Source organism: Pseudomonas nunensis (assembly GCF_024296925.1).
GTDB classification, from domain to species: Bacteria; Pseudomonadota; Gammaproteobacteria; order Pseudomonadales; family Pseudomonadaceae; genus Aquipseudomonas; species Aquipseudomonas nunensis.
This window is the reverse complement of the sequence record NZ_CP101125.1, coordinates 1,037,650-1,063,280: the sequence shown is the minus strand read 5'-3', so window position 1 is coordinate 1,063,280 and position 25,631 is coordinate 1,037,650. Positions and strand designations below refer to the sequence as shown.

The following is a 25,631-nucleotide window of genomic DNA, read 5'->3' as shown; positions in this document are numbered from 1 at the left end:
ATGCCGGTGATCGAGTCCCAGATCGACCCTTTCAGTGAACAGTTCGCGCAAAACCGCGCGGCGATGCTGGTAGGTATCGAGCACGTGCGTCAGCTCGAACAGAACCTGCTGAACAAGGCCGCCGAAGCCAAGACCAAATTCGACAAGCGTGGCCAACTGCTGCCCCGTGAACGCCTCAACCTGCTGCTCGACCCCGGCGCGCCGTTCCTCGAACTGGCGAGCCTGGCCGGCTATAAATTGCACGACGACAAGGACGGCAGTTCCGCCGGCGGCGGCTTGATTGCCGGGATCGGTTACGTGTCCGGCGTGCGCGTGCTGGTGGTGGCGAACAACAGCGCGATCAAGGGCGGAACCATTTCCCCCAGTGGGTTGAAAAAATCCCTGCGCCTGCAACAGATCGCCATGGAAAACAAACTGCCGGTGATCACCCTGGCCGAGAGCGGCGGCGCCAACCTCAATTACGCCGCCGAGATTTTCATCGAAGGCGCGCGCAGCTTTGCCAATCAGGCGCGGATGTCGGCCATGGGTTTGCCACAGATCACTGTGGTCCATGGCTCGGCCACCGCCGGTGGCGCGTATCAACCGGGCTTGTCGGATTACGTGGTGGTGGTGCGCGGCAAGGCCAAACTGTTTCTCGCCGGCCCACCGCTGCTGAAAGCTGCCACTGGCGAAGTCGCCACCGATGAAGAACTGGGCGGCGCGGAGATGCACGCACAAACCGCCGGCACCGCCGAATACCTGGCCGAGAACGATGCCGACGGCGTGCGTCTGGCGCGCGAAATTGTCAGCCTGTTGTCCTGGAACGAGCAGTTGCCATGGCTGCCCGAGCCGCAGTGGAAGGAGCCGCTCTACCCCATCGACGAATTGCTCGGCCTGATCCCGGACGATCCGAAAAAGCCATACGACGTGCGCGAAATCATTGCGCGGATTGCCGACGCGTCGAACTTCCTCGAATTCAAGGGCGAGTTTGATCAGCAGACCATCTGCGGTCACCTGAAAATCCAGGGTCGCGCCTGCGGCTTCATCGGCAACAACGGCCCGATCACGCCCAAGGGCGCGAGCAAGGCTGCGCAGTTCATTCAGTTGTGCGACCAGAGCCAGACCCCGCTGCTGTTTTTCCACAACACCACCGGGTTCATGGTCGGTACCGAGTCGGAACAGCAAGGCGTGATCAAGCACGGCGCGAAGATGATCCAGGCAGTGGCGAATGCCCGAGTGCCGAAACTGACCATCGTCGTCGGCGGTTCCTATGGCGCTGGCAATTACGCGATGTGCGGTCGTGGCCTCGACCCGCGCTTCATCTTCGCCTGGCCCAACAGCCGGACGGCGGTGATGGGTGGTGCCCAGGCCGGCAAGGTGTTGCGCATCGTCACCGAGGCCAAACAGCTCAAGGACGGTTTGGTGCCGGACCCGAAAATGCTCGACATGCTGGAGCAGGTCACCGCGCAGAAACTCGACAGCCAGTCCACCGCACTTTATGGCAGCGCCAGTTTGTGGGACGACGGGTTGATCGATCCGCGAGACACCCGGACGTTGCTCGGGTACTTGCTGGATATCTGCCATGAGGCCGAGGTTCGGCCGCTGCAAGCCAATAGTTTTGGTGTCGCCCGCTTCTAGCGGCGCTCAGGAGAACAATAAAAATGATCTTCACCCAGGAACACGAAGCACTGCGGCGCACCGTCCGCCAGTTCGTCGATCACGAGATCAACCCGCACGTCGAGGAGTGGGAAAAGGCCGGGCGCTTTCCGATCCATGAACTTTTTCGCAAGGCTGGCGACCTCGGATTGCTGGGGATTTCCAAACCGGAAAAATTCGGCGGCATGGGCCTCGACTACAGCTATTCGATCGTCGCCGCCGAAGAGTTCGGCACCATCCATTGCGGCGGCATTCCGATGTCCATCGGCGTGCAAACCGACATGTGCACCCCGGCCCTCGCCCGCTTCGGCTCCGATGAATTGCGTGAAGAGTTTCTGAGACCCGCGATCACTGGCGAGCAGGTCGGCTGCATCGGCGTGTCGGAAGTCGGCGCGGGTTCCGATGTCGCCGGGCTGAAAACCACCGCGCGCAAGGACGGCGACGACTACGTGATCAGCGGCAGCAAGATGTGGATCACCAACTCGCCGAGCGCCGATTTCATCTGCCTGCTGGCCAACACCTCGGACGACAAACCCCACGTCAACAAGTCGCTGATCATGGTGCCGATGAACACGCCCGGCATCAGCCTGAGTTCGCACCTGGACAAACTCGGCATGCGCAGCTCGGAAACCGCCCAGGTGTTTTTCGATAACGTGCGGGTCCCGCAGCGCAACCGCATCGGCCACGAAGGCGCGGGGTTCATGATGCAGATGTTGCAGTTCCAGGAGGAGCGTCTGTTCGGTGCGGCGAACATGATCAAGGGCCTGGAATACTGCATCGACAGCACCATCGAGTACTGCAAGGAGCGCAAGACGTTCGGCAATGCGCTGATCGACAACCAGGTAATTCACTTTCGCCTGGCGGAACTGCAAACCGAAATCGAATGCCTGCGGGCGCTGGTCTATCAGGCCACCGAGCAGTACATCAAAGGCCAGGACGTCACGCGCCTGGCGTCGATGGCCAAACTCAAAGCCGGGCGACTCGGCCGGGAAGTCAGCGACAGTTGCCTGCAATATTGGGGCGGCATGGGCTTCATGTGGGACAACCCGGTGGCCCGCGCGTATCGCGATGTGCGGCTGGTGTCGATTGGCGGCGGCGCCGACGAAATCATGCTGGGGATCATCTGCAAACTCATGGGCATCCTGCCGGGGAAAAAGAAATGACCAGCCTGCCGGATTGCCAGACGCTGTTGCTCGAACGGCACAACGGCGTACTGCACATCACCCTCAACCGCCCGCAAAGCCGCAACGCCATGAGCTTGCAGATGGTCGCCGAACTGCGCGCGGTGCTGGCGGCAGTGCATGACGACCGGGCTGTGCGGGCCTTGGTGATCAGCGGTGCCGGTGGGCATTTCTGCGCCGGTGGCGACATCAAGGACATGGCCAATGCCCGCGCTCAAGGTCCGGAAGCCTATCGCGACTTGAACCGGGCGTTCGGTGCCTTGCTGCAAGAGGTACAACACGCCCCGCAAGTGGTGATCACAGTGCTGCAAGGCGCGGTGCTGGGCGGTGGGTTTGGCCTGGCCTGTGTCAGCGATGTCGCGCTGGCCGATCATCAGGCGCAATTCGGTTTGCCGGAAACCAGCCTCGGTCTGTTGCCGGCGCAGATTGCACCATTCGTGGTCCAGCGCATCGGCCTGACCCAGGCGCGAAGACTGGCCCTGACGGCGGCACGCTTCGATGGCACCCAGGCGCGGCGCATGGGCCTGGTGCATTTTGTCGAACACGACGCGCAAGCCCTGGCCGAACGCCTCGAAGAAGTATTGGCGCATGTGTTGTGCTGCGCACCGGGGGCGAATGCGTCGACCAAAAAATTGCTGTTGGCGAGTGCCGGGCAGCCGTCCGATGAATTATTGGATCAAGCGGCCGAGTGGTTCAGCGAAGCGGTGACTGGGGCTGAGGGGGTCGAGGGGACCATGGCCTTTGTGCAAAAGCGAAAACCGGGGTGGGCCTCCTAAAAAGCATCGCGAGCAAGCTCGCTCCCACAGGGGAATGCATTCCAAATGTGGGAGCGAGCTTGCTCGCGAAGAGGCCATCACTTTCACCGCATAACTTGAGAGACGACCGATGCCCGGACTCCGCAAAATCCTGATCGCCAACCGCGGTGAAATCGCCTGCCGCATCCAGCGCACCGCCCAGACCCTGGGCTACCGCACCGTCGCGGTGTTCAGCGACGCCGACGCCGATGCCCTGCACGTGCAGATCGCCGACGAAGCCGTGAACATCGGCCCGGCCCCGGTGCAGCAGTCGTACCTGAACATCCCGGCGATCATCGAAGCCGCACGCTGCACTGGCGCCGATGCGATCCACCCCGGCTACGGTTTCCTCTCGGAAAACGCCGAATTCGCCCTCGCCTGCCAACAGGCCGGCATCACCTTCATCGGTCCCAGCCCCGAAGCCATTGAGCTGATGGGCAGCAAGCGCCTGTCGAAACTCGCCATGATCCAGGCCGGCGTGCCCTGCATCAGCGGCTATCAAGGTGCTGCACAGGACGACGCGACCCTGAGCAGCGAAGCCGAGCGCATCGGCTACCCGCTGATGATCAAGGCCAGTGCCGGCGGTGGCGGGCGTGGCATGCGCCTGGTGTACGACGCCAGTGATTTGCTGGAACAATTGCGCACTGCACGTTCCGAAGCCCTGCACGGGTTTGGCAGCGATGAACTGATCCTCGAAAAGGCGCTGATCGATCCGCGCCACGTCGAGGTGCAAGTATTCGGCGACCAGCACGGCAACTTGATCTACCTCGGCGAGCGCGACTGCTCGATCCAGCGCCGGCACCAGAAAATCATCGAGGAAGCGCCCTGCCCGGTGATGACAGCTGAACTGCGCCAGGCCATGGGCGAAGCAGCGCTCAAGGCCGGGCGCGCGGTGAACTATGTCGGCGCCGGCACGGTGGAATTCCTGCTCGATGCGCGCGGGCAGTTTTACTTTTTGGAGATGAACACCCGACTGCAAGTGGAACACCCGGTGACCGAACTGATCACCGGGCTGGATCTGGTGGCTTGGCAACTGCACGTCGCCGAAGGCCTGCCGCTGCCATTGCGACAGGATCAGCTGCAACTCAACGGGCATGCCATCGAAGTGCGCCTGTACGCCGAAGACCCGGCCCAGGGTTTCCTGCCGCAAACCGGGCGTATCGGCGCCTGGGAGCCGGCGTTGCAAAGCGGCGTACGTATCGACCATGGGCTGATCGAAGGTCAGCACGTCAGTCCTTTCTACGACCCGCTGCTCGGCAAACTCATCGCCCACGGCGCCACCCGCGAAGAAGCCCGGCGCAAGCTTGTGCGGGCGGTGCAGGACAGCGTGCTGCTGGGCGTGCAAAGCAATCAGCGCCTGCTCGCCAGTCTGCTCGAACACCCACAATTTATCAGCGGCGAGTTCAGCACCGGGTTTATCCCTTCGCACTTTGCCGAGCATCCTTGCCTGCATGCGCACGTCCCGAGCGCCGAAGAACTGGCCATCGCGACGGCGCTGCTCTATCAGGCTTCAGCCCAGCAACACACCATGCCTTTGGCCGGCTGGCGCAACAATGCCAGTGTGCCGCTGCACTATCGGATCGGCGTGGAAGACCAGAACTGGAGCGTTGAACTGAATGCGGTGCCCGGCGAGCCATACCGGCTACAGGTCGGCGACCAGACGCTCGAACTGAAGATCATCCACTGCGACGGGCAGCACGCCATTCTGGAAATCGACGGCATCCGCCAGCGTCACGCCTACCGTCTCGACGCCGAGCAACTCTGGCTATTCACCCGCCCCGGCAGCCTGAGGCTGGTGGATCGCACACAAATTGCAGTGACCAGCCAGGCCAGCGTCAGCTCCGGCACGCTCAAGGCGCCGATGGACGGGGCGATCGTCGACGTGCTGGTCAGCGAGGGCAGCACCGTCAGCAAGGGGCAGCTATTGGTAGTGCTGGAGGCCATGAAAATGGAGCATCCGCTGAAATCCGGCATCGACGGCGTGCTCAAGCGCTTACAGGTCAGGGTCGGCGATCAGGTCAAAAATCGTCAGATTTTGTTGGAGGTCGAATAAGGCGCTAGGCGGATCCGCCGGGTTTGGCTACGCTCAAGCCCTATCAGGACGCGGATACCAGGAACCCTGCGATGCCTCACTGGTTGGTCATTGATCTGGAAGCCACCACCGATGAGGGTGGCTGGCCAGTCACAGAGATGGAAATCATCGAAATCGGTGCCACCCTGGTGGACCGAAAAGGTCGGGAACTGGATCAATTCCAGCGCTTCGTACGTCCGACGCGCCGGCCGTTGCTGACGCCGTTTTGCCGCGAGTTGACCCACATCACCCAGGCCAATATCGATACCGCGCAGCCGCTGACCGAGGTCTGGCCGGCGTTCGAACGCTGGCTCGGCCAACATCATTCGCGCCTGGACGGTTGGGCCAGTTGGGGGGACTACGACCGCAAACAATTGCTTCAGGAATGGCAGCGCCTGCAACTCGACAGTTTCTTGAGCCAGGTGCCGCACATGAACCTCAAGCAGCGTTTCGCCAAGGCGCGGCGACTGGAACGGCCGCTGGGGCTCAACGGTGCGCTGCAACTCGCGGGCATGCAGTTCAACGGCCAGCAACACAGGGCGCTGGAGGACGCACGCAATACCGCGCGGTTGTTACCGCTGGTGCTGCCCATCTAGGAAGGTGACGGCGCAAGGGGCGTTGTGCATACTGGCCGGCCCTTTTAAGCCCTTTTTCGAGGAATCGCCCATGTTTAAAGTCAACGAGTACTTCGACGGCACCGTCAAGTCGATCGCCTTTGGCACTGCTGAAGGTCCGGCGACCATCGGCGTCATGGCCCCGGGCGAATACGAATTCGGCACCAGCCAGCGTGAAATCATGCACGTGGTGACCGGCGCCCTGACCGTCAAGTTGCCGGACAGCAGCGACTGGGAAACCTTCGCCGCCGGCAGCCAGTTCAACGTTCCTGCCAACAGCAAGTTCCAGCTGAAAGTGGCCGTCGACACCGCTTACCTGTGCGAATACCGCGGCTAAAACCCTGGGTTTTCACAGTGACAAAAAAAATGCCCGTGTCCAAGGACACGGGCATTTTTCGTTCATGGTGCGGGTTATTCGAGGATCGTCACCGGCATGCCGACTTCAAGCCGACCGTTGCTGTCGTTGACCAGGTTCTGGCCGAACATCGCGCCATCCTCTTCGGCCCGATACTTTTGCAGCGTGGCCAGCGGCTCGCGATCATCGCTGCGGACTCCGGTCTGCGGATCGATGGTGGTCAGGATGCACCGCGCGCACGACTTGACCACCCGGAACTCGACATCGCCGATGCGGATGCGCTTCCAGCCATCTTCGGCATAGGCTCCGCTGCCTTCGATCACCAGATTGGGCCGGAAGCGCAGCATTTCCAGCGGTCGCCCGACTTTGCTCGACAGGTCTTCCAGCGATGCCTGCCCGATTAGTAACAGCGGGAAACCATCGGCGAACGCCACCTGATCATCGTCCTTGCCGTAACCGGCCTGGGTGCTGCGCGCGCGATCCAGCGGCACTTGCACCAGCCGCGTCGGCTTGCCGATGAACTGACTGACCCAGGCAGCCGCCGCGTCGCCGGCATCCGGCACACGCAAAGTGTCGCGCCAAATGGTCACGCCGCGCAGTTCTGCCTCGTTGCCGGGCAAGGCGATATCGATGGGTGAATGGCCAGGCGCACGGAGGGTCAAGCCGCCATCGGCATTCCACAGCGCCGACAACTGGCTCATCTGCGCCACCGCGCGTTGGGTCAGGAAACGCCCGCTGGCTTCATCTACCAGCATCCAGCGTCGATCACCGTCCAGGCCCAGTTTGTCGAGGCTAACCTGTTGCAGGGTCTCGCCCTTGGCGGATTTCAACGGATAACGATAAAGCGCGCTCAGACGCAGCATTGCCTGCTCCCTGGTGGGCAAAAAAAGCCACCCTATACGAGCTTGATCGCTGAATCAAAGGCAAAAAAAACCTGTGGGAGCGGGCTTGCTCGCGAAGGCGGTGTGTCAGCTGACATCAATGCTGAATGTGACACCGCTTTCGCGAGCAAGCCCGCTCCCACAGGGATTAGATCGTGATCAGGCCGGTACTTCGTCCAGCATCAGGCGCTGGCGCACTACATCCACAAGCTTGTCCGGCTGGAACTTGGAGAGGAAGTTGTCGCAGCCGACCTTCTTCACCATCGAGTCGTTGAAACTGCCGGACAGCGAGGTGTGCAAGACCACGTAGAGGCCGCGCAGGCGCGGGTCGTTACGGATTTCAGTGGTCAGGCGATAGCCGTCCATTTCCGGCATTTCCGCGTCGGTGAAGATCATCAGCAGTTTGTCGGTCATGACCACACCGGTATCGGCCCAGGCCTTTAGCATGTTCAGGGCTTTCAGACCGTCGCTGGCAATGTGCATCTTCACGCCCAACTGGCCGAGGGTGTCGCGCAATTGCGAGAGCGCCACATTGGAGTCGTCCACCAGCAGCACTTCACGACCACGGGCGCGTTCGAGCACCGGGTCATCGAGTTTGTCCTTGGACACCTTGGCGTTGTACGGGACGATTTCGGCGAGGACTTTTTCCACGTCGATGATTTCCACCAACTGGTCATCGACCTTGCTGATGGCCGTCAGGTAATGCTGGCGACCGGCGCTGGTCGGCGGCGGCAGAATGGCTTCCCAGTTCATGTTGACGATACGGTCCACACCGCCGACCAGGAACGCCTGCACCGAGCGGTTGTACTCGGTAACGATAATGGTGCTGGTCGGACTTGGCACCAAAGGACGCATGCCGATCGCCTGGGACAGGTCGATCACCGGCAGCGTCTGGCCGCGCAGGTTGACCACGCCGCACACAAACGGATGACGCTGGGGCATCAGGGTCAGTTTCGGCAGTTGCAGGACTTCTTGAACTTTAAACACGTTGATCGCGAACAATTGTCGCCCGGCCAAGCGGAACATGAGAATTTCCAGGCGATTCTCACCCACCAGTTGCGTGCGTTGGTCTACCGTGTCGAGAATGCCGGCCATCAATGACTCCTGGGCTTGTTCTGATGAATTCACTAAAGAGGGTTATCGGCTGTTATTGCAGGACCTTGACCCCGCGACGAAATGCCATCTTCAGCCATTGATGTCACATTAACATCATGCTTTACTGGCCTCGTGATTTTCATCACGTTTCTTTCCCTGCCGCGCGACCTCGGTTTGCACGATAGGTTCCCCTGCGTAAGGGATTCCCCTAGTAACAATCAGGCCCAACCTGATATTCGCAATATCCAATAGCCATTAATGTGACGCCATTCTCATTGCATGAACGGAGTCAGGCTTTTGTGTGCGATCGCAGGTCAGTGGCCCTCCACCCTCTCGAGTTATCCAGCGTGCACAACAGCTCGCCGGGGTGCGCTCGCGCAAAAACTCGTGATTATCGACACACACGACATTCCCCCATCTGACATGACGTTGTGGAGATAAGCATGCCGAACGACCATAAAGAGGGGACTCAAGGGCTTCCCGAGTTTCTCGTCGAGGCTGAAACATTCCTGGCCAAAACCGAGGAATGCCTCAGTCATCTGCAACTGATCAGCCATGATACGGACGCGATCGACTGCATGCTCAGCACCCTGCTCAAGCTGGCGAACAAGGCCGATGCCTTGGGACTGGAAGCGGTGTCGGAGTTTTCGCTGCACATTCATGGTTTGTTGAACCATGCCCAGCATCAGAGAGTGCTGAACGACTTGGCCTTGGAAGCGCTGAAAGATTGCCTGACGCTGCTGGCCTGGCAACTCGAACTCATCGACCAAAAAACCGGCCAGTTGAGCCTGGATGACAGCGAGCAGACATCGTTGATCGAAGCGTTTGCCTTTCAGGTCGGGCAAAGCCGTTTTCAGCCTCCCGTGCATGCCAAACCGCTCACCCTCGTGACGTTCTCGGAACGGCAAGCTTAAATTTACCGGACAACTATTCGTTGGCTGGTTTTGTTATTGCCCACACCCAGCTCTGTCATTTGAATGCACATGTCGCAATTACATATTTCATATCTGTCAACGACAACTCATTACAAATAAGTATTCCAGTCGAGCACCGACTTTCTGTCTCGGGCTCAGGTAATGCCTGACTTTAAAAATAAAATCCAGGCACCTTCACTATCTTCATGTGACAAAAACCTAAACTTTTTCCATTATGGAACCAACGTCCATGCACCCTATTTCCTGACTGTATAGACATATATACCAAACGCGACCAACGGTATCTTAAGTGGTATTATGCCGGCCATTAATTGGCGTCAATTAATGGCACCTTGATTCCAGACGAGTGCAACACGCCAAACTTCAACGCTGTATTTCGCCCTTTGCTTTGCTCCGTTGAAGTCGGTGATTTACCCAAAAGTTTTTCAGACAGAGACTCGTCAGTCACCATGACGGGTCTGCCCGCAGCGAACATCCATTGGCTCCATCTGCTATGTACGCCAGCCTCAAGTCAATCACCACGTGGCCACCTTCCCGAGTAAACGCGCGTCGGTTCACGCTGTTGCTGTGTACCTGCTCGGCGCTTGGCAGTCTGCTGGTCTATGGCCTCTCCACTCGCTTGCCGGCGAGCCTGCTGGTGCTCAACATCGCGGCACTGGCCTGTGTCTGGGTCGGGCATCGCCTGTCGCGCAAATCGATCAAGTTTCAACCCCAAGAGCTGGCCGACCGACTTCTGGAAGTCCAGGAAAACGAACGCCATCGGCTCAGCCGCGAGTTACACGACGATATCGGCCAATTGCTGACCGCGGCAAAACTGCAAAGCGAGTGGCTCAAGCGCCGACTGCCCGAAGACCTTCAGGGGCAATGCTCGGTGCTGTGCGACACCCTGGAAGAAACCCTGAACAAGGTGCGCGACGTCTCAGCCATCCTCAACCCCCGACAGCTGACCAGTCTTGGCCTGGAAGCCAGCCTGCGGGCACACTTGCTCAAGACCCTGGCCAATACCTCGGTGCACTGGAGCCTGGAATGCCATCAGCGCTTGACCGGCATTCCGGAAGAAATGGCCGTGGCCGCGTTCCGGATTACCCAGGAAGCGGTGACCAATATTTTGCGCCATGCCGAGGCCCGGAATTTACTGGTGCGCGTGCAACGGCTGCCCCAAGGCCTGACATTGCTGATCAGCGATGACGGCCTCGGTTTCGCGCCCGCGGCAAACCCCGGACGCGAGGGACAACGTGGAATGGCCGGGATGTCGGAACGGATCGAGCAATTGGGCGGGACCTTGACCGTGACCAGCGAGCCAGGCAAAGGCACTCAAATCGAAGCACTTTTCCCCTGGGCGCCCCGCGCGCTCGAACGGGCCAGTACGAATAAGGTTATGCGTTGACTTGTAATTTACTTCTGGTGGATGACCACTCGCTTATCCGGGCAGGCGTGCGCGCTCTGGTGCTGGATATTCCCGGCTACGCGGTAGTCGGCGAGGCTAATGACGGCTCGCAACTGCTGGAGATGGTCGAGCAACTGTCCCCGGACATTGTCTTGCTGGATATCTCCATGAAGGAGACCGGCGGCCTCGAAGCCTTGCAGCGTCTCAAAAGGGTTCGCCCGCAAAGCAAAGTACTGATCCTGTCGATGCACACCGACCCGACGCTGATCATGCAGGCACTGGAATCCGGGGCTCATGGTTACTTGCTCAAGGACACCACGGCGACTGAACTCGAACACGCCCTGGACGCCTTGCGCAACAACGAGCGCTACCTGAGCCCGGCCATCGCCCACACGGTAATCAACCAGGCGCTGACCCGTACTCAGAAAAACCAGGCGCCGGCCCAGGACTCCCACAACCTGACGGCACGCCAGCTCGAAATCCTGCGACTGATCGTGCGCGGCAAATCCACCCGGGAAATCGCCAACGGCCTTGGCCTGAGCATCAAGACCGTCGAAACCCACCGCTCGCAGATCATGAAACGCTTGCAGATCTACGACGTGGCAGGCCTGGTGCTGTTCGCCGTGCGCGAGCAAATTATCAGCCTGGACGATTGAGGGCTGGCGTTGAGCCCAGCAGCGGCGAGTTCGGCGGCAAATGCACACGCAACGCCGCCGGACGCGCTTCGAAACGCAAGTCGTCACCCTCAAGCGGTTCACCATCCAGATTGATATGCAGGCCTTCCGAGACCTTGATCTCGACCCAAGGCAAACGGGCTCGCACGAACATGTTGTCGATGCCGAAGCCCTCGGTCAGCAAGTTCTTCAACGTGCCGACCACTTCCTGAGGTGCCGGCAGAATGCTGATGTCCAGCAATCCGTCGTCTACCAGTGCCTCCGGACACAACACACGGCCACCGCCGGCCTGTCGGCCATTGCCGATGCCCAGCGCCAGTAATTCACCACGCCAGTGAAAATCCGGCCCCTGCAACTCGCCATAAGCGGCATGTAATTCGCTGAAGCGCGATAACCCTGTGAACAGATACGCCGCGCCACCCAGGATTTTTTTCAGGTCCTCCGAGGTGTTGGCCGTGACGTTACTGCCAAATCCGCCGGTGGCCATGTTCAGGAACGCCTGTCCGCCAACGGTTCCCAGATCGATGGCGCTCGGAGCAGTGTCCAGCAGTTCCAGTGCCTGAGCGGGCTCCAGGGAAATGCCGGCGGCGCGGGCAAAGTCATTGGCGGTACCCAACGGCAGCAGCACCAGGCTAGCCTCGTTCGGGTGTGCCGCCATGGCTTCAGCGATATCGCGCAAGGTGCCGTCACCTCCCCCGGCAATCACTTGTGTGTATCCGGCAGTCAGCGCTTCATCCACCAGACGCGCGGCATCGCCGGCCTCCCAGGTCAGCCGGACCGCCAGCTCCCACCCCTGCTTGCGCTTGCCTTCAACGGCCGCGCGAACGTCCTCATTGAGTGCCTGCTTGCCATGCAGAATCAACAGCGCCTTGCGCTCATCCATTGCCATCACTCCCATGATTGGAATCCGTATGGGAGATGTTGACCTCACGGACACGCAAAAAAGTCAGGAAAACTTGAATTAATTCAGGGTCCCGGCGCCCGGGGTCCTACAACGCGGTATTTTTTCTTACGAGACATACGGAATCGGCTCAATTGACCGAGCCAGGTGATTGGTCCAACGTTGGGCCCTGTGGTTTCAACCATCAAAATACAAACACACAAGGATGTGCACGCAATGAATGCAAACGCCCTAAGGGCTCACCAGACTGAATTCACAAACAGCGCAAAACCTGCTGGAGAAGCTATGGAACCTCGCGTCGTTGAGCTGGAGACCCACCTCAAGTACATTCGCCGAGACATGGACGAAGTGCGTGGTGACGTCAAATCCATCAAGCACCGACTGGCCTACCTGGCTGGCGCAAGCGCCGTGTTACTGGGGCTTCTGGGATGGATCGCCAACAGCCGGTTCGATCAGGTCGTGACGCTCCTGTCTCATTAAGCGGCAGGGTGACGCGAGGCCCGGCTGAATCAGCCGGCCCTGCGTCGACAGGCATCAGCCCAAGACTTCACTCAGGGGGATGAAGTTGACGTATTCACCCTCGATCAACGTGCGATCTTCCAGCACCTCCACCAGGCCTTCGGCCCAAGCGGCGCTGCGCAGAACGCCGGAGCTTTGATTCCTGTAGATGATTGCCCGACCATTCTCGAGGCGCCCACGCAGGTACTCCCGTCGGTTGCCAGCCTTGGGCCAGACGAACCCTGCCGGCACCGGGAACTTCAACGGTTCAACCTCTTGGACACCTTGACGGCGCAGGAGATAAGGCCGCGCCAACAAAGCAAAGGTCACCAGCGTTGAAGCCGGGTTACCCGGCAAGCCAATCACCGGTACGCCACGGAAATGTCCAAACGTCAGCGGTTTGCCGGGCTTGATTGCAAGCTTCCACAATGTGAGCTCACCCTCTTCGCGCAAGGCAATGCCCAGGAAGTCGGCCTCCCCTACTGATACACCGCCAGTGGACAAAATCAGGTCCACATTGGTCAGTTCGCCCAAGCGAGCACGCGTTACCGCCAGATCATCCTCAAGAATGCCGGCATCAATCACCTCGCAACCCAAACGCTGCAACCAGCTGCAAAGCAACACACGATTGCTGTTGTAGATCTGTCCCGGACCCAACGCCTGACCGGGTTCGATCAGTTCATCACCGGTGGACAGCACCGCCACACGAACCTTGCGCACCACCGCCAGCTCAGCACATCCCAGCGATGCCGCCAGCCCCTGCTCGATAGGCCCCAAACGCGTGCCGGCGGACAAGACCAATTCACCGGCAGTGGTTTCCTGGCCCTGTGGACGAATGTTCTGGCCCGGCGTCATGGTTTCGGTAAAACGCACGCGCTCATCGGCCTGGACCTCGGCGTTTTCTTGCATCTCGACGCAGTCGGCACCGGCAGGCACCGGCGCGCCGGTAAAGATTCGTGCACAGGTGCCTGGCTGCAACGGTTGCGGGGCCTGGCCAGCGAAAATCTTCTGGCTGACCACCAACGGTTCACCGCTCCAGTCGGCCAGTCGCAAGGCATAACCGTCCATGGCACTGTTGGGCCAGGGCGGCAGGTCCAGCGTCGAGATCAGATCCTCTGCCAGCACACGACCCTGAACCTGCGCCAACGGCAGGTGTTCGCGCTCGCGGATCGGTGCCGCTTCGGCCATTTCCAGCAAGCGCGCCAGTGCCACCTCGACAGGCATCAAGCTGCCGGTCTTGCCGGGCTTACCCGCGGGATTCACAGGGGGCCGCCTGTTTCAGATGAGGGACGAAATTGCACGGACGATGCCGCGAATCCAGTTGCTCGGCCAGAATGCCATCCCAACCGGTACGCACGGCGTTGGTCGAACCCGGCAAGCAGCAAACCAGCGTGCCGTTGGCCAAGCCGGCCAATGCTCGGGACTGCACGGTCGAGGTGCCAATGTCGGCTACGGAAATCTGCCGGAACAATTCGCCAAAACCATCGACCTGCTTATCCAGCAGGCAACTGACCGCTTCCGGCGTGCTGTCACGCCCGGTGAATCCGGTGCCGCCCGTAATCAGCACGACCTGCACTACATCGTCGGCAATCCAGGTGGCGACTTGCGCGCGAATTTTGTAGAGGTCATCTTTAAGCAACACCCGTTCTGCGAGGTTGTGACCGGCTGCTCTCAGGCGGTCGACAAAGACCTGCCCAGAGGTGTCGGTTTCCAGGGTTCGGGTATCGCTGACCGTCAACACCGCGATGTTGAGCGGCGCGAAAGGTACATCAGCCTTGGCTTTCATAGGCTCTTCCAGTTGTAGGGGAAACAGCCCGGTGTTATATCACAGCGCCTCAATTTTTCGCCGCCCCCATGGAGAGCTGCCATGACTTCAACGACACCGCTGCCGACCTGTTCAATTCTGCTCCTGGCGGGTGGACGTGGCCAGCGCATGGGCGGCCAGGACAAGGGGCTGATCGAGTGGCACGGCGAACCGCTGATTGCCCATCTGCACCGCAAGACCCGCGCGCTGAGCGACGACTTGATCATCTCCTGCAACAGAAACCAGGAAAAATACGCGCCCTACGCCGACCAACTGGTGGTTGATGATCACGCCGATTTCCCCGGGCCCCTGGCAGGTATCCGTGCTGGCCTGAAAGCCGCCCGCCATGCCCATTTGCTGGTTTTGCCCTGTGACGTGCCGCGCATCGACGCAGCCCTGCTTCAAGACATGCGCGAAACCGCCGCACAGCACCCGGACAATCCCCTGATGCTGCGCCACGGTGACCATTGGGAGCCGTTGCTGTGCATTATTCCCGTGGTCCTTTCAAATGCGTTCGAAAACGCCTGGAACGAAGGCGAGCGCAGCCCCGGGCGAATCATGCGGCAGCTGGGTGCCACCGCCCTGCAATGCCCGGACAACGACCCTCGGCTGGCCAACCTGAACACACCAGAACTGTTAAGTGCACACAACACTGTGTCAGACTGACACGAGAAGGAACTTGCGCTCGTTGCATACGTCTACAAGCTCAGTAACTAAAAGTATTCATATTCGGAGACACACTCATGACTCAACGGACCCTCGCCACTTTCATGCTCGCACTGGGCCTCGCTACCCTCGCCGGTTGTGCATCGCCAACAGTGATCACCTTGAATGATGGTCGTGAAATCCAGGCCGTCGACCAACCTAAATTCGATGAAGAGTCGGGTTTCTACGAGTTCGAACAGTTGGACGGCAAGCACACCCGCATCAACAAGGATCAGGTTCGTACCGTCAAGGACTTGTAATCCTTGCGGTGACAACCAGATACAGAAAAGCCCGCTAAATGCGGGCTTTTTCGTGGCTGAAGAAAAGTGCGCTGCCGATCACCACTGCAAGGTGATGGTGCTCTCGAAGGCGCGCTCCTCGCCGGTGACCGGATCCACGAATCGCAGCCCTTGGGCCAGCAGCTTCAAGGGATTGGCGTAATCATCCTCGACGTCCTTGAGTACCTGCGGATAGAACGGATCATTGCAGATGCTGGCACCCAAGGCGGTCATGTGCACCCGCAACTGGTGCTTTTTGCCAGTGACTGGGTACAGCCCGTAACGCCAGAGCTCGCCGTTTTTCTCCCTGACCTCGACCGCCGTCTCGGTATTGCTGACACCTGGGCCTTCCTGCATGCGAAAGAACGGTTCGCCGTCCACGAGCCGACTTTTATGCACCAGCGGGAAGGACAGCTCAGGCAACGCCCGTGCAATCGCCTCGTAGCGCTTTTCGATCTGGCGCGTCGGAAACAACGACTGATACGCTGAACGCGTCTGCGGGTTGGCCGAAAACAGCACGAGCCCCGCCGTATGCCGGTCAATGCGGTGCAACGGCACCAGATGCGGGTTATCCAGGCGGTGGATCAGCCGTCGCAACAGGGTTTGCTCCACGTATTCGCCAGCCGGCGTAACGGGCAGAAAGTGCGGTTTGTCCGCGACTACCAAATGTTCGTCGGCGTACAGGATCGACTCGACCACCGGGATCGGCTTTTCGTCCGGCACTTCACGGAAATAATGAATCCGCAGACCTTCCTTGTACGGCAGGTCCAGGGCTATCGGCTGTCCCTGGCCGTCGAGGACACGGCCACGAGCGATACGGTCCAGCCATTGCTCACGGCCGATAGCGCCGAAGTGCTCGCACAGGCAATCGAGCACGGTCTGCCACGGGCCCGGCGGCAAATAGAGGGTGCTGGCCTGGCTGTGTGCAGCGGAAAACGATGAAGTGGACATACGAACGCTCTAACCCTCAATACAGGGCGGCATTATCCAACAGCGGCCGGAGCGAACCTAGCGGAGAATCCTCAGGCCGGTATCGACTGAGTCCGCGCCGCTGCTTCGGTGAATTCCTTGAGCCAGCGCAGCACATCCACCGCTTCCCAGCGAACGGGATCGTAAAGCGCGTACATCAAGCCCTGGTACCCCACGACGTCCAGTTGCCGGTGATAACCCGCGCGCTGGAACAGGGCTTCGATCTCGGCGAAACAGGTGTTGAAATGCAGCTTGTTGAAGGGGGTTTTACCTTCCGTGACCAGGCCATCCAGACGCAGTTCGAGGACCGCCTCGCGCACCACATCGACCGACATCCGGTTCACGCTGTTCTTCAATTGTTCGACATTGACCACGGTTCATCCCTCTGACTAGCGGGATTACCTGGCCAACTCCGAGATAGGAGGACGCATGGCAGGCAATCCGAATAACTGTATGAACATACAGTAACCGAATAACCTGTTTTTCGCCAATGGCGGAACACAACACCGCGACGGATGGGGAAGACCTAGCGCAAGAACGTAACGACCTGCTCGGCGTCGAAGGGCCAATCCAGTTCAGCGCCGGTATCCAGGCGCCGCAACACCGGGATACGCAGGCCGTAGTCTTCGACCCAATCCTCGTTTTCCGCGATATCCACCAACTCCACCATCAAACCGTGCTCGACCAAAGGCATCAGTTCGTCTTCGGCAAGTTCACAGAGATGGCAACCCAAGGTGCCGAACAGCTGACATTCAGGAGGCATGACAAACAGACCTGTTCAAATAGACTTTCATTCTAGGCCCCGCCGCCATCAACCGTCGAGCCAACGCCCCAAGGGCCCGCCAGCCAATTTCAAAAGGTTTCGGCAATTTCCTGATGCACATCATTTGCGCGCAATCCCGTTTGCGCGATGCTCTGGACTTTTTTTGCCTCTACGCTTGGGTAGCCCGAACCCTTCACCGGAGTTTTCAGTGTTTGCCAATCTGTTGATCATCCTCGCCTCCTCCCTGGTGGTCATTGCCCTGTTCCGGCGCCTGCGTTTGCCGCCGGTGCTGGGCTACCTCTGCGTGGGGCTGATGGTCGGGCCCACGGCATTGGATTGGGTGAATGAAAGCGAGGAGCTGCCAGACCTCGCCGAGTTGGGCGTGGTGTTTTTACTGTTCTCCCTGGGGCTGGAGTTTTCCCTGTCGAAAATGCTCGCGTTGCGCCAGGTGGTGTTCGGCCTCGGCAGTCTGCAAGTGCTGGTTTCCGGGCTGCTGCTCGGCGGTTTGCTGATGCTGTTCGGCATGTCGGTCACCCCGGCGCTGCTGCTCGGCGCCGGCCTGGCGTTGTCGTCCACGGCCATCGTCAGCAAGGAGCTGGGCAGCTTGGGGGAGATTTTCAGCAGTCACGGCCAGAATGCCATTGGCGTGCTGCTGTTCCAGGACGTGGTGGCGGTGTTGCTGCTGACCCTGGTGCCGGTGTTCGCCGGCAGTAGCGATCAAGCCTGGTATTGGGCGCTGCCCCTGACACTGGCCAAGACCGTGTTGCTGTTTGTCGGCCTGCTGCTGGCCAGTCGCTGGTTGCTGCCCCGGTTGTTCCAGGAAGTTGCCGCGTCCCGTTCCGCAGAACTGTTCGTGCTGCTGGCGTTGGTGATTGTGCTGCTGACCGCCTGGCTGACGCATCTGCTTGGACTCTCCCCCGCTCTCGGTGCGTTCCTCGCCGGCATGCTGCTGGGGGAAAGTCATTACCGGCATCAGATCGAGGCGGACATCCGGCCGTTCCGCGACATCCTGCTGGGACTGTTTTTCGTCAGTATCGGCATGCTGATCGACCTGCAACTGTTTGCCAGCCACGGCTTGTTGATCCTCGGCCTCACGCTCGGATTGCTGCTGATCAAGGGCAGTGTGGTGGCTCTGCTGGTCAAATGGCGCGGCAGCGATGGCGAGACCGCCTGGCGCAGTGGCTTGGCGCTGGCCCAGGGCGGCGAGTTCTGCTTTGCCTTGATGGCGCAGATGCAACAGAACAAATTGATGCCCGCCGACCTTGGCGGCTTGCTGCTGGCGGCGACGTTCTGTTCGATGCTGGTTACGCCATTGTTGCTGCGCGCCGCGCCACGTATCGCCGCGCGCCTGCATCGCAAACCCAACGACGAAGCAAAACTCGAGGAAATCAGCGCGCTCAACGCCGGGTTGCACGGCCATGTGGTGATTTGCGGATACGGTCGCGTGGGGCAATCCATCGGACGCTTTCTGCACAACGCCCAGCAACCTTATATCGCCCTGGATAACGACCCGGTGCGGGTGCAGGAAGCGGCCGCCGAGGAAAGTAGCGTGCACTATGGCGATTCACGACGCGGCGAGTTGCTCGCCGCCGTGGGACTGGAGCGTGCGCGGTTACTGGTGATTGCCGTGGACCAGACTGATATCGCCCTGTTGATCCTCAAGGAAGCACGTCGATACAACCCGAGCGTGCCGATCCTGGTGCGCACCCGGGACGACAGTCAGTGGGCCGAATTGAAAGCCGCCGGCGCCAATGAAGTGGTGCCGGAGTTACTGGAGTCGAGCCTGATGCTCGCCTCCCATGCGCTGATCATGTTGGGTCTGCCGGCGCATCAGGTCCAGGAGCGGGTCGATCAGGTCCGACATGACCGCTACAGCCTGCTGCACCGGTTTTATCCCGGTGCCGACGATGAGGAAAACTAGTCCTGGCTCACGGCGCCGATCTTGTGCACCGACAAGTCCGCGCCGTAATACTCTTCTTCCTGACTCAGGCGCAAACCATGGAATGCCTTGATCGTGCCGTACACCGCGAAGCCGCCGGCCAGTGCCACGATCACGCCCAGCGAGGTGCCGATCAACTGGCTGATCAGGCTCACGCCGCCGAGGCCGCCCAGTGCCGTCTGGCCGAAAATGCCACAAGCAATCCCGCCCCAGACACCGCACAAACCGTGCAACGGCCAGACACCCAGCACATCATCGATGTGCCATTTGCCTTGCGCTGCGGTAAAGCACCAGACGAACAAGGCCCCGGCAATCGCGCCGGTCACCAGCGCGCCGACCGGGTGCATCAGGTCGGAACCGGCGCAGATCGCCACCAGCCCGGCCAACGGGCCGTTATGCAGAAAGCCCGGGTCATTGCGCCCGACGATCAGCGCCGCCACCGTGCCGCCGACCATGGCCATCAGCGAATTCACCGCCACCAAGCCACTGACGCCCTGCAATGTCTGCGCGCTCATGACGTTAAAGCCGAACCAGCCGACGATCAGAATCCACGAGCCCAAAGCCAGGAAGGGAATGCTCGACGGCGCGAACGCCACCAGCCGACCGTCGCGATAACGCCCCTGCCGTGGTCCCAGCAACAACACCGCTGCCAGCGCCAGCCAGCCGCCCATGGCGTGAACCACCACCGAGCCGGCGAAATCATGGAAGCTGGCGCCAAAGTGCTGCAGCAACCAGGCTTGCACGCCGAAGTTGCCGTTCCAGATCATGCCCTCGAAAAACGGGTAGATGAACGCCACGATCAGCGCCGTCGCGCACAACTGCGGAACGAAGCGCGCCCGCTCGGCAATGCCACCGGAAATAATCGCCGGGATCGCCGCCGCAAAGGTCAGCAGGAAGAAGAACTTCACCAGAGCGTAACCGTGATCGGCATTGATCACCGCCGCCGGTTGCATGAAAGTCACGCCGTAGGAAATCCAGTAGCCTATAAAGAAATACGCCAACGTCGAAATCGCGAAGTCGCTGAGGATTTTCGACAACGCGTTGACTTGGTTCTTTTGCCGAACCGTACCGACTTCCAGAAACGCGAAACCGGCGTGCATGGCCAAAACCATGACCGCACCGATCAGAATGAACAACGTATTGGAGCTATGGACCAGACTGTCCACAGCGCTTTGCAGATTTTCCATGGGGTTGGCAGACCTGAAGGCTAAAAAAGCACCAAAGCAGTTCGCGCAGATAATCCATGCACCAAGTTGCGGCCTGCCGGAACCAACGCATTGATTCCAATGAACCGCTTTGGCGCACAAGGTCGTGACCTTTGCGCGGGTTTCGATTATTTGAGTTATGGTTTTGCTCAAATCATGCCCAGCAACAGCGCAACGGCGCGGGCTGACGCACCATGACATAGCAAAAGTTGTACCAGTCATTTGTACTGAACCTTCACCCAAGGCTCATACTCGAACGCATCAGAAGCCACTTACGGAGATTCACCCATGGCCAGCATCAAGGCAAAGACTGCTCAAGAAATCCTGATGAACGATTTTCAGACCCTGGTCAGCGACACCGAACGGTTGCTGGAACACACAAAATCCATCGCCGGCGATCAGGCCGATGAATTGCGTGACCAGATCCACGACAGCCTGCTGCGTGCTCGCGAAACCCTGAAACTGACCGAAGACTCGCTGCGCGAGCGCGGCCAGGCCGCCGTCACCGCCACCGAAGATTACGTTCAGGCCAACCCATGGCAATCGGTGGGTATCGCCGCTGGCGTGGGCTTCCTGATTGGCCTGCTGGCCACGCGTCGCTGATATGTCTATCGGCGAATCCGGCCCGTCCGCGACGGGCACAAGCGCTTCCTCGCGGCGGCTGGGTGCGGCTTTCCTAGGGTTGCTGCACAGCCATGTCGAATTGTTCGGCATCGAATTGCAGGAACAGAAAGCCCGCACCGTCAGCCTGTTGTTGTTTGCCGGCCTGGCGCTGGTGTTTGCCTTGCTGTTGCTGGTGGGGTTGTCGACGCTGGTGATGATCCTGTTTTGGGACACCTATCGCCTGGCCGCCATTATCGGGCTGTGCGTGTTCTACACCCTGGCCGCGATTTTCTGCGGGATGCGCCTCAAGGCTGCGGTATTCGATGAATCCTCGCCCTTCCATGGCACCCTGGAAGAACTGGCCAATGATCGGGAGCGCCTGCTGCCATGAGCCTGCCTGAACTGCCGCACAACAGCTCGCGCGCGGAAATGCGCAAGGCGCTGATCCGTTTGCGCATGGAAATGCATCGCCAGGAAATCCGCCAGGAATCCCGGCAATTGTTGCAACCCCTGCAGCGCGTGCGCGGGATGACTCAAAACCTGCAAGGCGGTTTTGGCATCAAGCACGCTCCTCTCTGGGGCATGGCCGCCGTAACCCTGCTCGGTTTCCTGACCGGCAAGGGCGCCAAGAACGGCGGCGTCAGCAGCCTCACACGCCTGGTTCAACTGGGCACCAGCCTGGGGCCGCTGATCAAGCTGGTCCTGCAGGGTTCCTCGAACAAACACTGATCGTTCGCTAGCTGGCTGCATTCTTGCAATACCACCGGGATTGAACCTCTTTATCGAGGGGTTCAATCCTGCGTGCCTACCCGGCCTCGGGTCATCCAAAAACAAAACCTCACTAAGGAGGCCTCGTGATCGACGGGCAACCGCTCGCCTGCTTTCAGCCGTTTATCGATACCGCCACCGGGCGTATCGCGGGCGTCGAAGCATTGGGTCGACTGCGCCAGGCCGATGGTCAATTGACCTCCGTGGGGCCGCTGTTCGCCGATCCGCGAACTCCTGCCATCGCCCTGCGTCGCCTCGACCGACAGATACGTGATAACGCGTTGAGCCGTCTGCACGAAGCACCTTCGGAATGGTTTCTGAGCCTGAACATGTCGCCGCGCTGGATCAGTCGCTTGCGCCCGGACCAAGCGCTGCCAAGTCTCAAGCAACTGGCCCGGCATGGCGTCGACCCCCAACGCATCGTCTTCGAGATCACCGAACTGGGCGGCGACGGCCAACGCCTGGCCGAAGTGGTCGCGCGTTATCGCCAGGCCGGTGCGCGAATTGCCATCGATGACTTCGGCGCCGGTTATTCGCAACTCGATCGCGTGCTTGCCCTGCAACCCGACATTCTCAAGCTCGACATGCGCCTGTTTCAGGCCGCAGCCCTGGGCGGACCGAGTAGCGAGGTGGTCAAGGCCCTGGCGCTGATGGCCGAGAAAACCGGGTGCTGGATCATCGCCGAAGGCGTGGAAACCGAAGCCCAACTGAGTTTTGCCCTGGAATGCGGTTCACGTTATGTGCAGGGTTTTCTGTTCGCCCGGGCGCACACCGATTTCTTCGCCACCGATGCCTTCGTCGACCAGTTCGCCCAACTGCGCCAACGCTATGTCCAGCGCAAGCTGATTGAACGCGGGCAACTGATGGTCATGCGCCGGCAACTCAGCGAGTTGATGGCGATCCTGCAGGATTGGGCCCAGGCCCGCGCGCCCATTAGCGCGTTGCCGCAACTGAATGCCTTTCCCTGGCTGTTACGTTTCTACCAATGCGATCGCCACGGCACGCAGCTGACGCCCAATCTGGAATGGCGCAACAACCGTTGGGAAGCCGATAACCGCTACCTGGGCCACAACTGGTCTTGGCGCCCGTACTTCTATCATCTGCTGGCCGAGGGGTGGGATGAGCGGCGGCTGACGCTTTCCAACACCTACCGCGATGCCACCAGTAACCAGTATTGCCTGACGGCGGGACAGTTTTTCGACAACGGTGAGCGTCTGCTGCTCATCGATATCGACGCCGCCGGGCTGTAGTTCTGCTTGCAGGCACTGATGCGAACCGGGAAGCTAGGCCATCAGTCATTTGACGGAGAGAACCAGCCTTGGATTGGCAAACCCTGCTTACCCGCGAACGCCTCGGAAAGCCGCTGCACAGCCCGGAAGAACTTGGCCGTAGCCCTTTCCATAAAGACCACGACCGCATCATTTTCTCCGGAGCGTTCCGCCGCCTGGGACGCAAGACCCAAGTGCATCCGGTGTCCAGCAACGATCACATCCACACGCGCCTGACCCACTCGCTGGAAGTCAGTTGCGTCGGCCGGTCGCTGGGCATGCGCGTGGGCGAAACCATTCGCAGCGCCCTGCCCGAATGGTGCGAACCGAGTGATTTGGGCATGGTGGTGCAATCGGCTTGCCTGGCCCATGACATCGGCAACCCACCCTTCGGCCACTCGGGCGAAGACGCGATTCGTCACTGGTTCCAGCAGGCCGCCGGACGTGGCTGGCTGGATGCGATGAGCGAGGTCGAGCGTAACGACTTCCTGAATTTCGAAGGCAATGCCCAAGGCTTTCGCGTGCTAACCCAACTGGAGTATCACCAGTTCGACGGCGGCACGCGCCTGACCTACGCCACCCTCGGCACCTACTTGAAGTACCCGTGGACGGCCAAGCACGCCGATTCACTGGGCTACAAAAAGCACAAGTTCGGCTGCTATCAGAGCGAACTGCCGCTGCTGGAACAGATCGCGCACAAACTCGGCCTGCCGCAACTGGAAGACCAGCGCTGGGCCCGTCATCCGCTGGTGTACCTGATGGAAGCCGCCGATGACATCTGCTACGCGCTGATCGACCTCGAAGATGGCCTGGAAATGGACCTGCTGGAATACGCAGAAGTCGAGTCGTTGCTGCTCGACCTGGTGGGTGACGATATTCCAGAAACCTATCGCCTGCTCGGCCCGCAAGATTCCCGTCGGCGCAAACTGGCAATCCTGCGGGGCAAGGCCATCGAGCACCTGACCAACGCCGCCGCCCGCGCCTTTGTCGAGCAGCAGGATGCGCTGCTGGCCGGCACGCTGCCCGGCGATCTGGTCGAACACATGCACGGCCCGGCCAAGCGCTGCGTGCTGAATGCCAAGGACATGGCGCGCAAAAAAATCTTCCAGGACAAGCGCAAGACGCTGCATGAAATCGGTGCCTACACCACGCTGGAAATCCTGCTCAACGCCTTCTGCGGTGCGGCGCTGGAACAGCACAACGGCCGCACGCCATCCTTCAAGAGCCGTCGGGTACTCGACCTGTTGGGCAATAACGCGCCCGATCCGAATGGCCCGTTGCATACGTCGTTCCTGCGCATGATTGATTTCATCGCCGGCATGACCGACAGCTATGCCAGTGAAATGGCCCAGGAAATGACTGGCCGCTCCGTCCACGGATAAAAACCGGAATCAGCCGTGTCAGATAATTCTGACCGGCTGATCGAGTCGCTCGTCCGTCAACTGCGTTTCAACGAATCCCCCTACGTATCGCGCTGAGCCAGCTGATCGATTGTCCTGTCGAACCGCGGAATAATCGTCCCTCCCCGCTGGCGACGTATTCCGTTTAATGCCAATTCCCATGTTGAAAAACGACTGGCGCATCTTGTTGGTGGAAGATCATCCCTTCCAGCTCTTTGCGACCCAATGCCTGCTCGAGAGTTTCGGCTTCACTCAACTGACCGTCACCGACAGCGCCGAAGGTGCGTTGCAAAAGATGCACGAGGCGCGGCAACCATTCGACATTCTGCTCTGCGATCAATGCCTGCCCGACCTCCCCGGACTGGAGTTGATCCAGCTGGCCAGTCACCGTGGAATGATCAGGCAGGCGATCCTGCTGAGCAGCCTGACTTCCCTTGAACTGGAGGGACTCAGGAAACAGGCCAGTGAACACCGATTGCCCTTGCTGGGATACTTGACCAAGCCGCTGAAACAAACTGAATTTAGAAACTTGTTGACCTTGGCCTTAATATAAAAGTGCGCAAAATACTCGCACTTGAAAAGCCCAATAAAATCGCGCGTGTAATGTGCACTATAAACATCGTCACTTTCTGATTACACAATCAGAACTTTCACATTTCCCCACTCAAAACCCAATTGATCCGTAGTCCTATTCTTTTTCATTTGTAGGAATTGTCCTATATCACCGCTATAGACCTGTCCGCTCATGCGCCCTCTCAATTAACTGAGCTAATGTGCGCGCTTTATTCGCGCACGTATGGGACTTGATTATGAACTCGAATGTTTTTGTGGACATGATCATAACGTCAAAATATTTTTCATGATAAATTTCAATCGGTTAATCAATCGATAGGCCATTTTTTGATACC

The 25,631-nt window shown here is 59.7% G+C and carries 28 protein-coding genes; 19 read left to right on the top strand and 9 right to left on the bottom strand.

Annotated elements, in window-relative coordinates:
• The 6 genes from atuC (at window position 1) to ppnP (ending at window position 6,632) form a co-directional block, all read left to right on the top strand.
• Window positions 1–1,617, top strand: coding sequence for a geranyl-CoA carboxylase subunit beta (atuC, locus tag NK667_RS04930; protein ID WP_054614029.1), 1,617 nt, complete (start codon window positions 1–3; stop codon window positions 1,615–1,617).
• Between the two features lie 23 nt (window positions 1,618–1,640).
• Window positions 1,641–2,798, top strand: coding sequence for a citronellyl-CoA dehydrogenase (atuD, locus tag NK667_RS04925; RefSeq protein ID WP_054614028.1), 1,158 nt, complete (start codon window positions 1,641–1,643; stop codon window positions 2,796–2,798).
• Window positions 2,795–3,592 (top strand): enoyl-CoA hydratase/isomerase family protein, encoded by a 798-nt coding sequence (locus NK667_RS04920; RefSeq protein WP_054614027.1) that lies wholly within the window; start codon window positions 2,795–2,797, stop codon window positions 3,590–3,592. Before atuD ends, NK667_RS04920 begins: the two co-directional genes overlap by 4 nt.
• Before the next feature lie 109 nt (window positions 3,593–3,701).
• A complete protein-coding gene (locus tag NK667_RS04915; RefSeq protein WP_054614026.1) occupies window positions 3,702–5,663 on the top strand; it encodes an acetyl-CoA carboxylase biotin carboxylase subunit in 1,962 nt (653 codons plus the stop codon).
• Window positions 5,664–5,734: 71 nt separating this feature from the next.
• Window positions 5,735–6,277, top strand: a complete 543-nt coding sequence (locus NK667_RS04910; protein ID WP_054614025.1) for a 3'-5' exonuclease — start codon at window positions 5,735–5,737, stop codon at window positions 6,275–6,277.
• A gap of 70 nt (window positions 6,278–6,347) precedes the next feature.
• Window positions 6,348–6,632, top strand: coding sequence for a pyrimidine/purine nucleoside phosphorylase (gene ppnP / locus NK667_RS04905; RefSeq protein ID WP_054614024.1), 285 nt, complete (start codon window positions 6,348–6,350; stop codon window positions 6,630–6,632).
• Window positions 6,633–6,706: 74 nt separating this feature from the next.
• Here the strand turns inward: ppnP and NK667_RS04900 are convergent, their stop codons facing one another.
• Together NK667_RS04900 and NK667_RS04895 are read right to left on the bottom strand one after the other, a co-directional pair.
• Window positions 6,707–7,513, bottom strand: a complete 807-nt coding sequence (locus NK667_RS04900; RefSeq protein ID WP_054614023.1) for an MOSC domain-containing protein — start codon at window positions 7,511–7,513, stop codon at window positions 6,707–6,709.
• A 177-nt stretch (window positions 7,514–7,690) separates the two neighbouring features.
• Window positions 7,691–8,626, bottom strand: a complete 936-nt coding sequence (locus NK667_RS04895; RefSeq protein WP_054052105.1) for a chemotaxis protein CheV — start codon at window positions 8,624–8,626, stop codon at window positions 7,691–7,693.
• Window positions 8,627–9,069: 443 nt separating this feature from the next.
• On the opposite strand from NK667_RS04895, the gene NK667_RS04890 reads away from it, so the two are divergent.
• The 3 genes from NK667_RS04890 to NK667_RS04880 all read left to right on the top strand — a co-directional run bounded on the left by NK667_RS04890 (window position 9,070) and on the right by NK667_RS04880 (window position 11,604).
• On the top strand, window positions 9,070–9,540 hold the full coding sequence (locus NK667_RS04890; RefSeq protein ID WP_054052103.1) for a hypothetical protein: 471 nt from the start codon (window positions 9,070–9,072) through the stop codon (window positions 9,538–9,540).
• Between the two features lie 514 nt (window positions 9,541–10,054).
• Complete coding sequence (locus NK667_RS04885) at window positions 10,055–10,948, top strand: sensor histidine kinase (RefSeq protein WP_054614022.1); 894 nt, start codon at window positions 10,055–10,057, stop codon at window positions 10,946–10,948.
• Window positions 10,945–11,604 carry a response regulator gene (locus NK667_RS04880; RefSeq protein ID WP_054614021.1) on the top strand — a complete coding sequence of 220 codons (660 nt, stop codon included), beginning with the start codon at window positions 10,945–10,947 and terminating at the stop codon, window positions 11,602–11,604. Before NK667_RS04885 ends, NK667_RS04880 begins: the two co-directional genes overlap by 4 nt.
• Here the strand turns inward: NK667_RS04880 and yegS are convergent.
• Window positions 11,588–12,505 carry a lipid kinase YegS gene (gene yegS, locus NK667_RS04875; protein ID WP_054614020.1) on the bottom strand — a complete coding sequence of 306 codons (918 nt, stop codon included), beginning with the start codon at window positions 12,503–12,505 and terminating at the stop codon, window positions 11,588–11,590. The two genes, NK667_RS04880 and yegS, sit on opposite strands and share 17 nt — an antisense overlap.
• A gap of 234 nt (window positions 12,506–12,739) precedes the next feature.
• On the opposite strand from yegS, the gene NK667_RS04870 reads away from it, so the two are divergent.
• Window positions 12,740–13,003: a hypothetical protein gene (locus NK667_RS04870; RefSeq protein ID WP_236708555.1), complete on the top strand. Its 264-nt coding sequence runs from the start codon at window positions 12,740–12,742 to the stop codon at window positions 13,001–13,003.
• 54 nt (window positions 13,004–13,057) lie between these two features.
• On the opposite strand, the gene NK667_RS04865 is transcribed toward NK667_RS04870, so the two are convergent.
• Window positions 13,058–14,245, bottom strand: a complete 1,188-nt coding sequence (locus NK667_RS04865) for a molybdopterin molybdotransferase MoeA (protein ID WP_161807658.1) — start codon at window positions 14,243–14,245, stop codon at window positions 13,058–13,060.
• A gap of 22 nt (window positions 14,246–14,267) precedes the next feature.
• On the bottom strand, window positions 14,268–14,807 hold the full coding sequence (gene moaB / locus NK667_RS04860) for a molybdenum cofactor biosynthesis protein B (RefSeq protein ID WP_054614019.1): 540 nt from the start codon (window positions 14,805–14,807) through the stop codon (window positions 14,268–14,270).
• An 81-nt stretch (window positions 14,808–14,888) separates the two neighbouring features.
• Here moaB and mobA point away from each other — a divergent pair, with 81 nt between their 5' ends.
• Complete coding sequence (gene mobA, locus NK667_RS04855) at window positions 14,889–15,491, top strand: molybdenum cofactor guanylyltransferase MobA (protein ID WP_054614018.1); 603 nt, start codon at window positions 14,889–14,891, stop codon at window positions 15,489–15,491.
• A gap of 77 nt (window positions 15,492–15,568) precedes the next feature.
• Complete coding sequence (locus tag NK667_RS04850) at window positions 15,569–15,790, top strand: YgdI/YgdR family lipoprotein (protein ID WP_054052090.1); 222 nt, start codon at window positions 15,569–15,571, stop codon at window positions 15,788–15,790.
• Window positions 15,791–15,868: 78 nt separating this feature from the next.
• Here the strand turns inward: NK667_RS04850 and NK667_RS04845 are convergent, their stop codons facing one another.
• From NK667_RS04845 to NK667_RS04835, 3 genes are all read right to left on the bottom strand, one after another.
• Window positions 15,869–16,759 carry a pseudouridine synthase gene (locus tag NK667_RS04845; protein WP_054614017.1) on the bottom strand — a complete coding sequence of 297 codons (891 nt, stop codon included), beginning with the start codon at window positions 16,757–16,759 and terminating at the stop codon, window positions 15,869–15,871.
• Window positions 16,760–16,830: 71 nt separating this feature from the next.
• Entirely contained in the window at window positions 16,831–17,151 is a 321-nt protein-coding gene (locus NK667_RS04840) for a hypothetical protein (RefSeq protein ID WP_054614016.1), read from the bottom strand.
• A gap of 152 nt (window positions 17,152–17,303) precedes the next feature.
• Window positions 17,304–17,540, bottom strand: a complete 237-nt coding sequence (locus NK667_RS04835) for a glutaredoxin family protein (RefSeq protein WP_054052084.1) — start codon at window positions 17,538–17,540, stop codon at window positions 17,304–17,306.
• Window positions 17,541–17,748: 208 nt separating this feature from the next.
• Between NK667_RS04835 and NK667_RS04830 the strand changes: the two genes are divergently transcribed.
• Window positions 17,749–19,461: a cation:proton antiporter gene (locus NK667_RS04830; protein WP_054614015.1), complete on the top strand. Its 1,713-nt coding sequence runs from the start codon at window positions 17,749–17,751 to the stop codon at window positions 19,459–19,461.
• Here the strand turns inward: NK667_RS04830 and NK667_RS04825 are convergent.
• Window positions 19,458–20,666 (bottom strand): ammonium transporter, encoded by a 1,209-nt coding sequence (locus NK667_RS04825; RefSeq protein ID WP_054614014.1) that lies wholly within the window; start codon window positions 20,664–20,666, stop codon window positions 19,458–19,460. The two genes, NK667_RS04830 and NK667_RS04825, sit on opposite strands and share 4 nt — an antisense overlap.
• A gap of 306 nt (window positions 20,667–20,972) precedes the next feature.
• Between NK667_RS04825 and NK667_RS04820 the strand changes: the two genes are divergently transcribed.
• The 6 genes from NK667_RS04820 to NK667_RS04795 all read left to right on the top strand — a co-directional run bounded on the left by NK667_RS04820 (window position 20,973) and on the right by NK667_RS04795 (window position 25,276).
• Window positions 20,973–21,287, top strand: a complete 315-nt coding sequence (locus NK667_RS04820; protein ID WP_054052078.1) for an ElaB/YgaM/YqjD family protein — start codon at window positions 20,973–20,975, stop codon at window positions 21,285–21,287.
• 1 nt (window position 21,288) lies between these two features.
• Window positions 21,289–21,678: a phage holin family protein gene (locus NK667_RS04815; RefSeq protein WP_054052077.1), complete on the top strand. Its 390-nt coding sequence runs from the start codon at window positions 21,289–21,291 to the stop codon at window positions 21,676–21,678.
• On the top strand, window positions 21,675–22,016 hold the full coding sequence (locus tag NK667_RS04810) for a hypothetical protein (RefSeq protein ID WP_054614013.1): 342 nt from the start codon (window positions 21,675–21,677) through the stop codon (window positions 22,014–22,016). The genes NK667_RS04815 and NK667_RS04810 overlap by 4 nt, the downstream gene beginning before the upstream one ends.
• A 125-nt stretch (window positions 22,017–22,141) precedes the next feature.
• Entirely contained in the window at window positions 22,142–23,305 is a 1,164-nt protein-coding gene (locus tag NK667_RS04805) for an EAL domain-containing protein (RefSeq protein WP_054052072.1), read from the top strand.
• A gap of 68 nt (window positions 23,306–23,373) precedes the next feature.
• On the top strand, window positions 23,374–24,705 hold the full coding sequence (locus tag NK667_RS04800; protein WP_054052070.1) for a deoxyguanosinetriphosphate triphosphohydrolase: 1,332 nt from the start codon (window positions 23,374–23,376) through the stop codon (window positions 24,703–24,705).
• 178 nt (window positions 24,706–24,883) lie between these two features.
• Window positions 24,884–25,276: a response regulator gene (locus tag NK667_RS04795; RefSeq protein WP_054614012.1), complete on the top strand. Its 393-nt coding sequence runs from the start codon at window positions 24,884–24,886 to the stop codon at window positions 25,274–25,276.
• The last annotated feature ends 355 nt before the right edge of the window (window positions 25,277–25,631 follow it).

Bases quoted from the DNA above. Each gene is read 5' to 3' on its own strand.
- NK667_RS04810 (WP_054614013.1), top strand. From the start codon at position 21,675: ATGAGCCTGCCTGAACTGCCGCACAACAGCTCGCGCGCGGAAATGCGC.
- NK667_RS04920 (WP_054614027.1), top strand. From the start codon at position 2,795: ATGACCAGCCTGCCGGATTGCCAGACGCTGTTGCTCGAACGGCACAAC.
- NK667_RS04895 (WP_054052105.1), bottom strand. From the start codon at position 8,626: ATGGCCGGCATTCTCGACACGGTAGACCAACGCACGCAACTGGTGGGT.
- NK667_RS04885 (WP_054614022.1), top strand. From the start codon at position 10,055: ATGTACGCCAGCCTCAAGTCAATCACCACGTGGCCACCTTCCCGAGTA.
- NK667_RS04835 (WP_054052084.1), bottom strand. From the start codon at position 17,540: ATGCCTCCTGAATGTCAGCTGTTCGGCACCTTGGGTTGCCATCTCTGT.
- NK667_RS04910 (WP_054614025.1), top strand. From the start codon at position 5,735: ATGCCTCACTGGTTGGTCATTGATCTGGAAGCCACCACCGATGAGGGT.
- yegS (WP_054614020.1), bottom strand. From the start codon at position 12,505: ATGGATGAGCGCAAGGCGCTGTTGATTCTGCATGGCAAGCAGGCACTC.
- NK667_RS04890 (WP_054052103.1), top strand. From the start codon at position 9,070: ATGCCGAACGACCATAAAGAGGGGACTCAAGGGCTTCCCGAGTTTCTC.
- NK667_RS04845 (WP_054614017.1), bottom strand. From the start codon at position 16,759: ATGTCCACTTCATCGTTTTCCGCTGCACACAGCCAGGCCAGCACCCTC.
- atuC (WP_054614029.1), top strand. From the start codon at position 1: ATGCCGGTGATCGAGTCCCAGATCGACCCTTTCAGTGAACAGTTCGCG.
- NK667_RS04865 (WP_161807658.1), bottom strand. From the start codon at position 14,245: ATGCCTGTCGAGGTGGCACTGGCGCGCTTGCTGGAAATGGCCGAAGCG.
- NK667_RS04820 (WP_054052078.1), top strand. From the start codon at position 20,973: ATGGCCAGCATCAAGGCAAAGACTGCTCAAGAAATCCTGATGAACGAT.
- NK667_RS04815 (WP_054052077.1), top strand. From the start codon at position 21,289: ATGTCTATCGGCGAATCCGGCCCGTCCGCGACGGGCACAAGCGCTTCC.
- ppnP (WP_054614024.1), top strand. From the start codon at position 6,348: ATGTTTAAAGTCAACGAGTACTTCGACGGCACCGTCAAGTCGATCGCC.
- NK667_RS04795 (WP_054614012.1), top strand. From the start codon at position 24,884: ATGTTGAAAAACGACTGGCGCATCTTGTTGGTGGAAGATCATCCCTTC.
- atuD (WP_054614028.1), top strand. From the start codon at position 1,641: ATGATCTTCACCCAGGAACACGAAGCACTGCGGCGCACCGTCCGCCAG.
- NK667_RS04850 (WP_054052090.1), top strand. From the start codon at position 15,569: ATGACTCAACGGACCCTCGCCACTTTCATGCTCGCACTGGGCCTCGCT.
- mobA (WP_054614018.1), top strand. From the start codon at position 14,889: ATGACTTCAACGACACCGCTGCCGACCTGTTCAATTCTGCTCCTGGCG.
- NK667_RS04870 (WP_236708555.1), top strand. From the start codon at position 12,740: ATGAATGCAAACGCCCTAAGGGCTCACCAGACTGAATTCACAAACAGC.
- NK667_RS04915 (WP_054614026.1), top strand. From the start codon at position 3,702: ATGCCCGGACTCCGCAAAATCCTGATCGCCAACCGCGGTGAAATCGCC.
- NK667_RS04825 (WP_054614014.1), bottom strand. From the start codon at position 20,666: ATGGAAAATCTGCAAAGCGCTGTGGACAGTCTGGTCCATAGCTCCAAT.
- NK667_RS04900 (WP_054614023.1), bottom strand. From the start codon at position 7,513: ATGCTGCGTCTGAGCGCGCTTTATCGTTATCCGTTGAAATCCGCCAAG.
- moaB (WP_054614019.1), bottom strand. From the start codon at position 14,807: ATGAAAGCCAAGGCTGATGTACCTTTCGCGCCGCTCAACATCGCGGTG.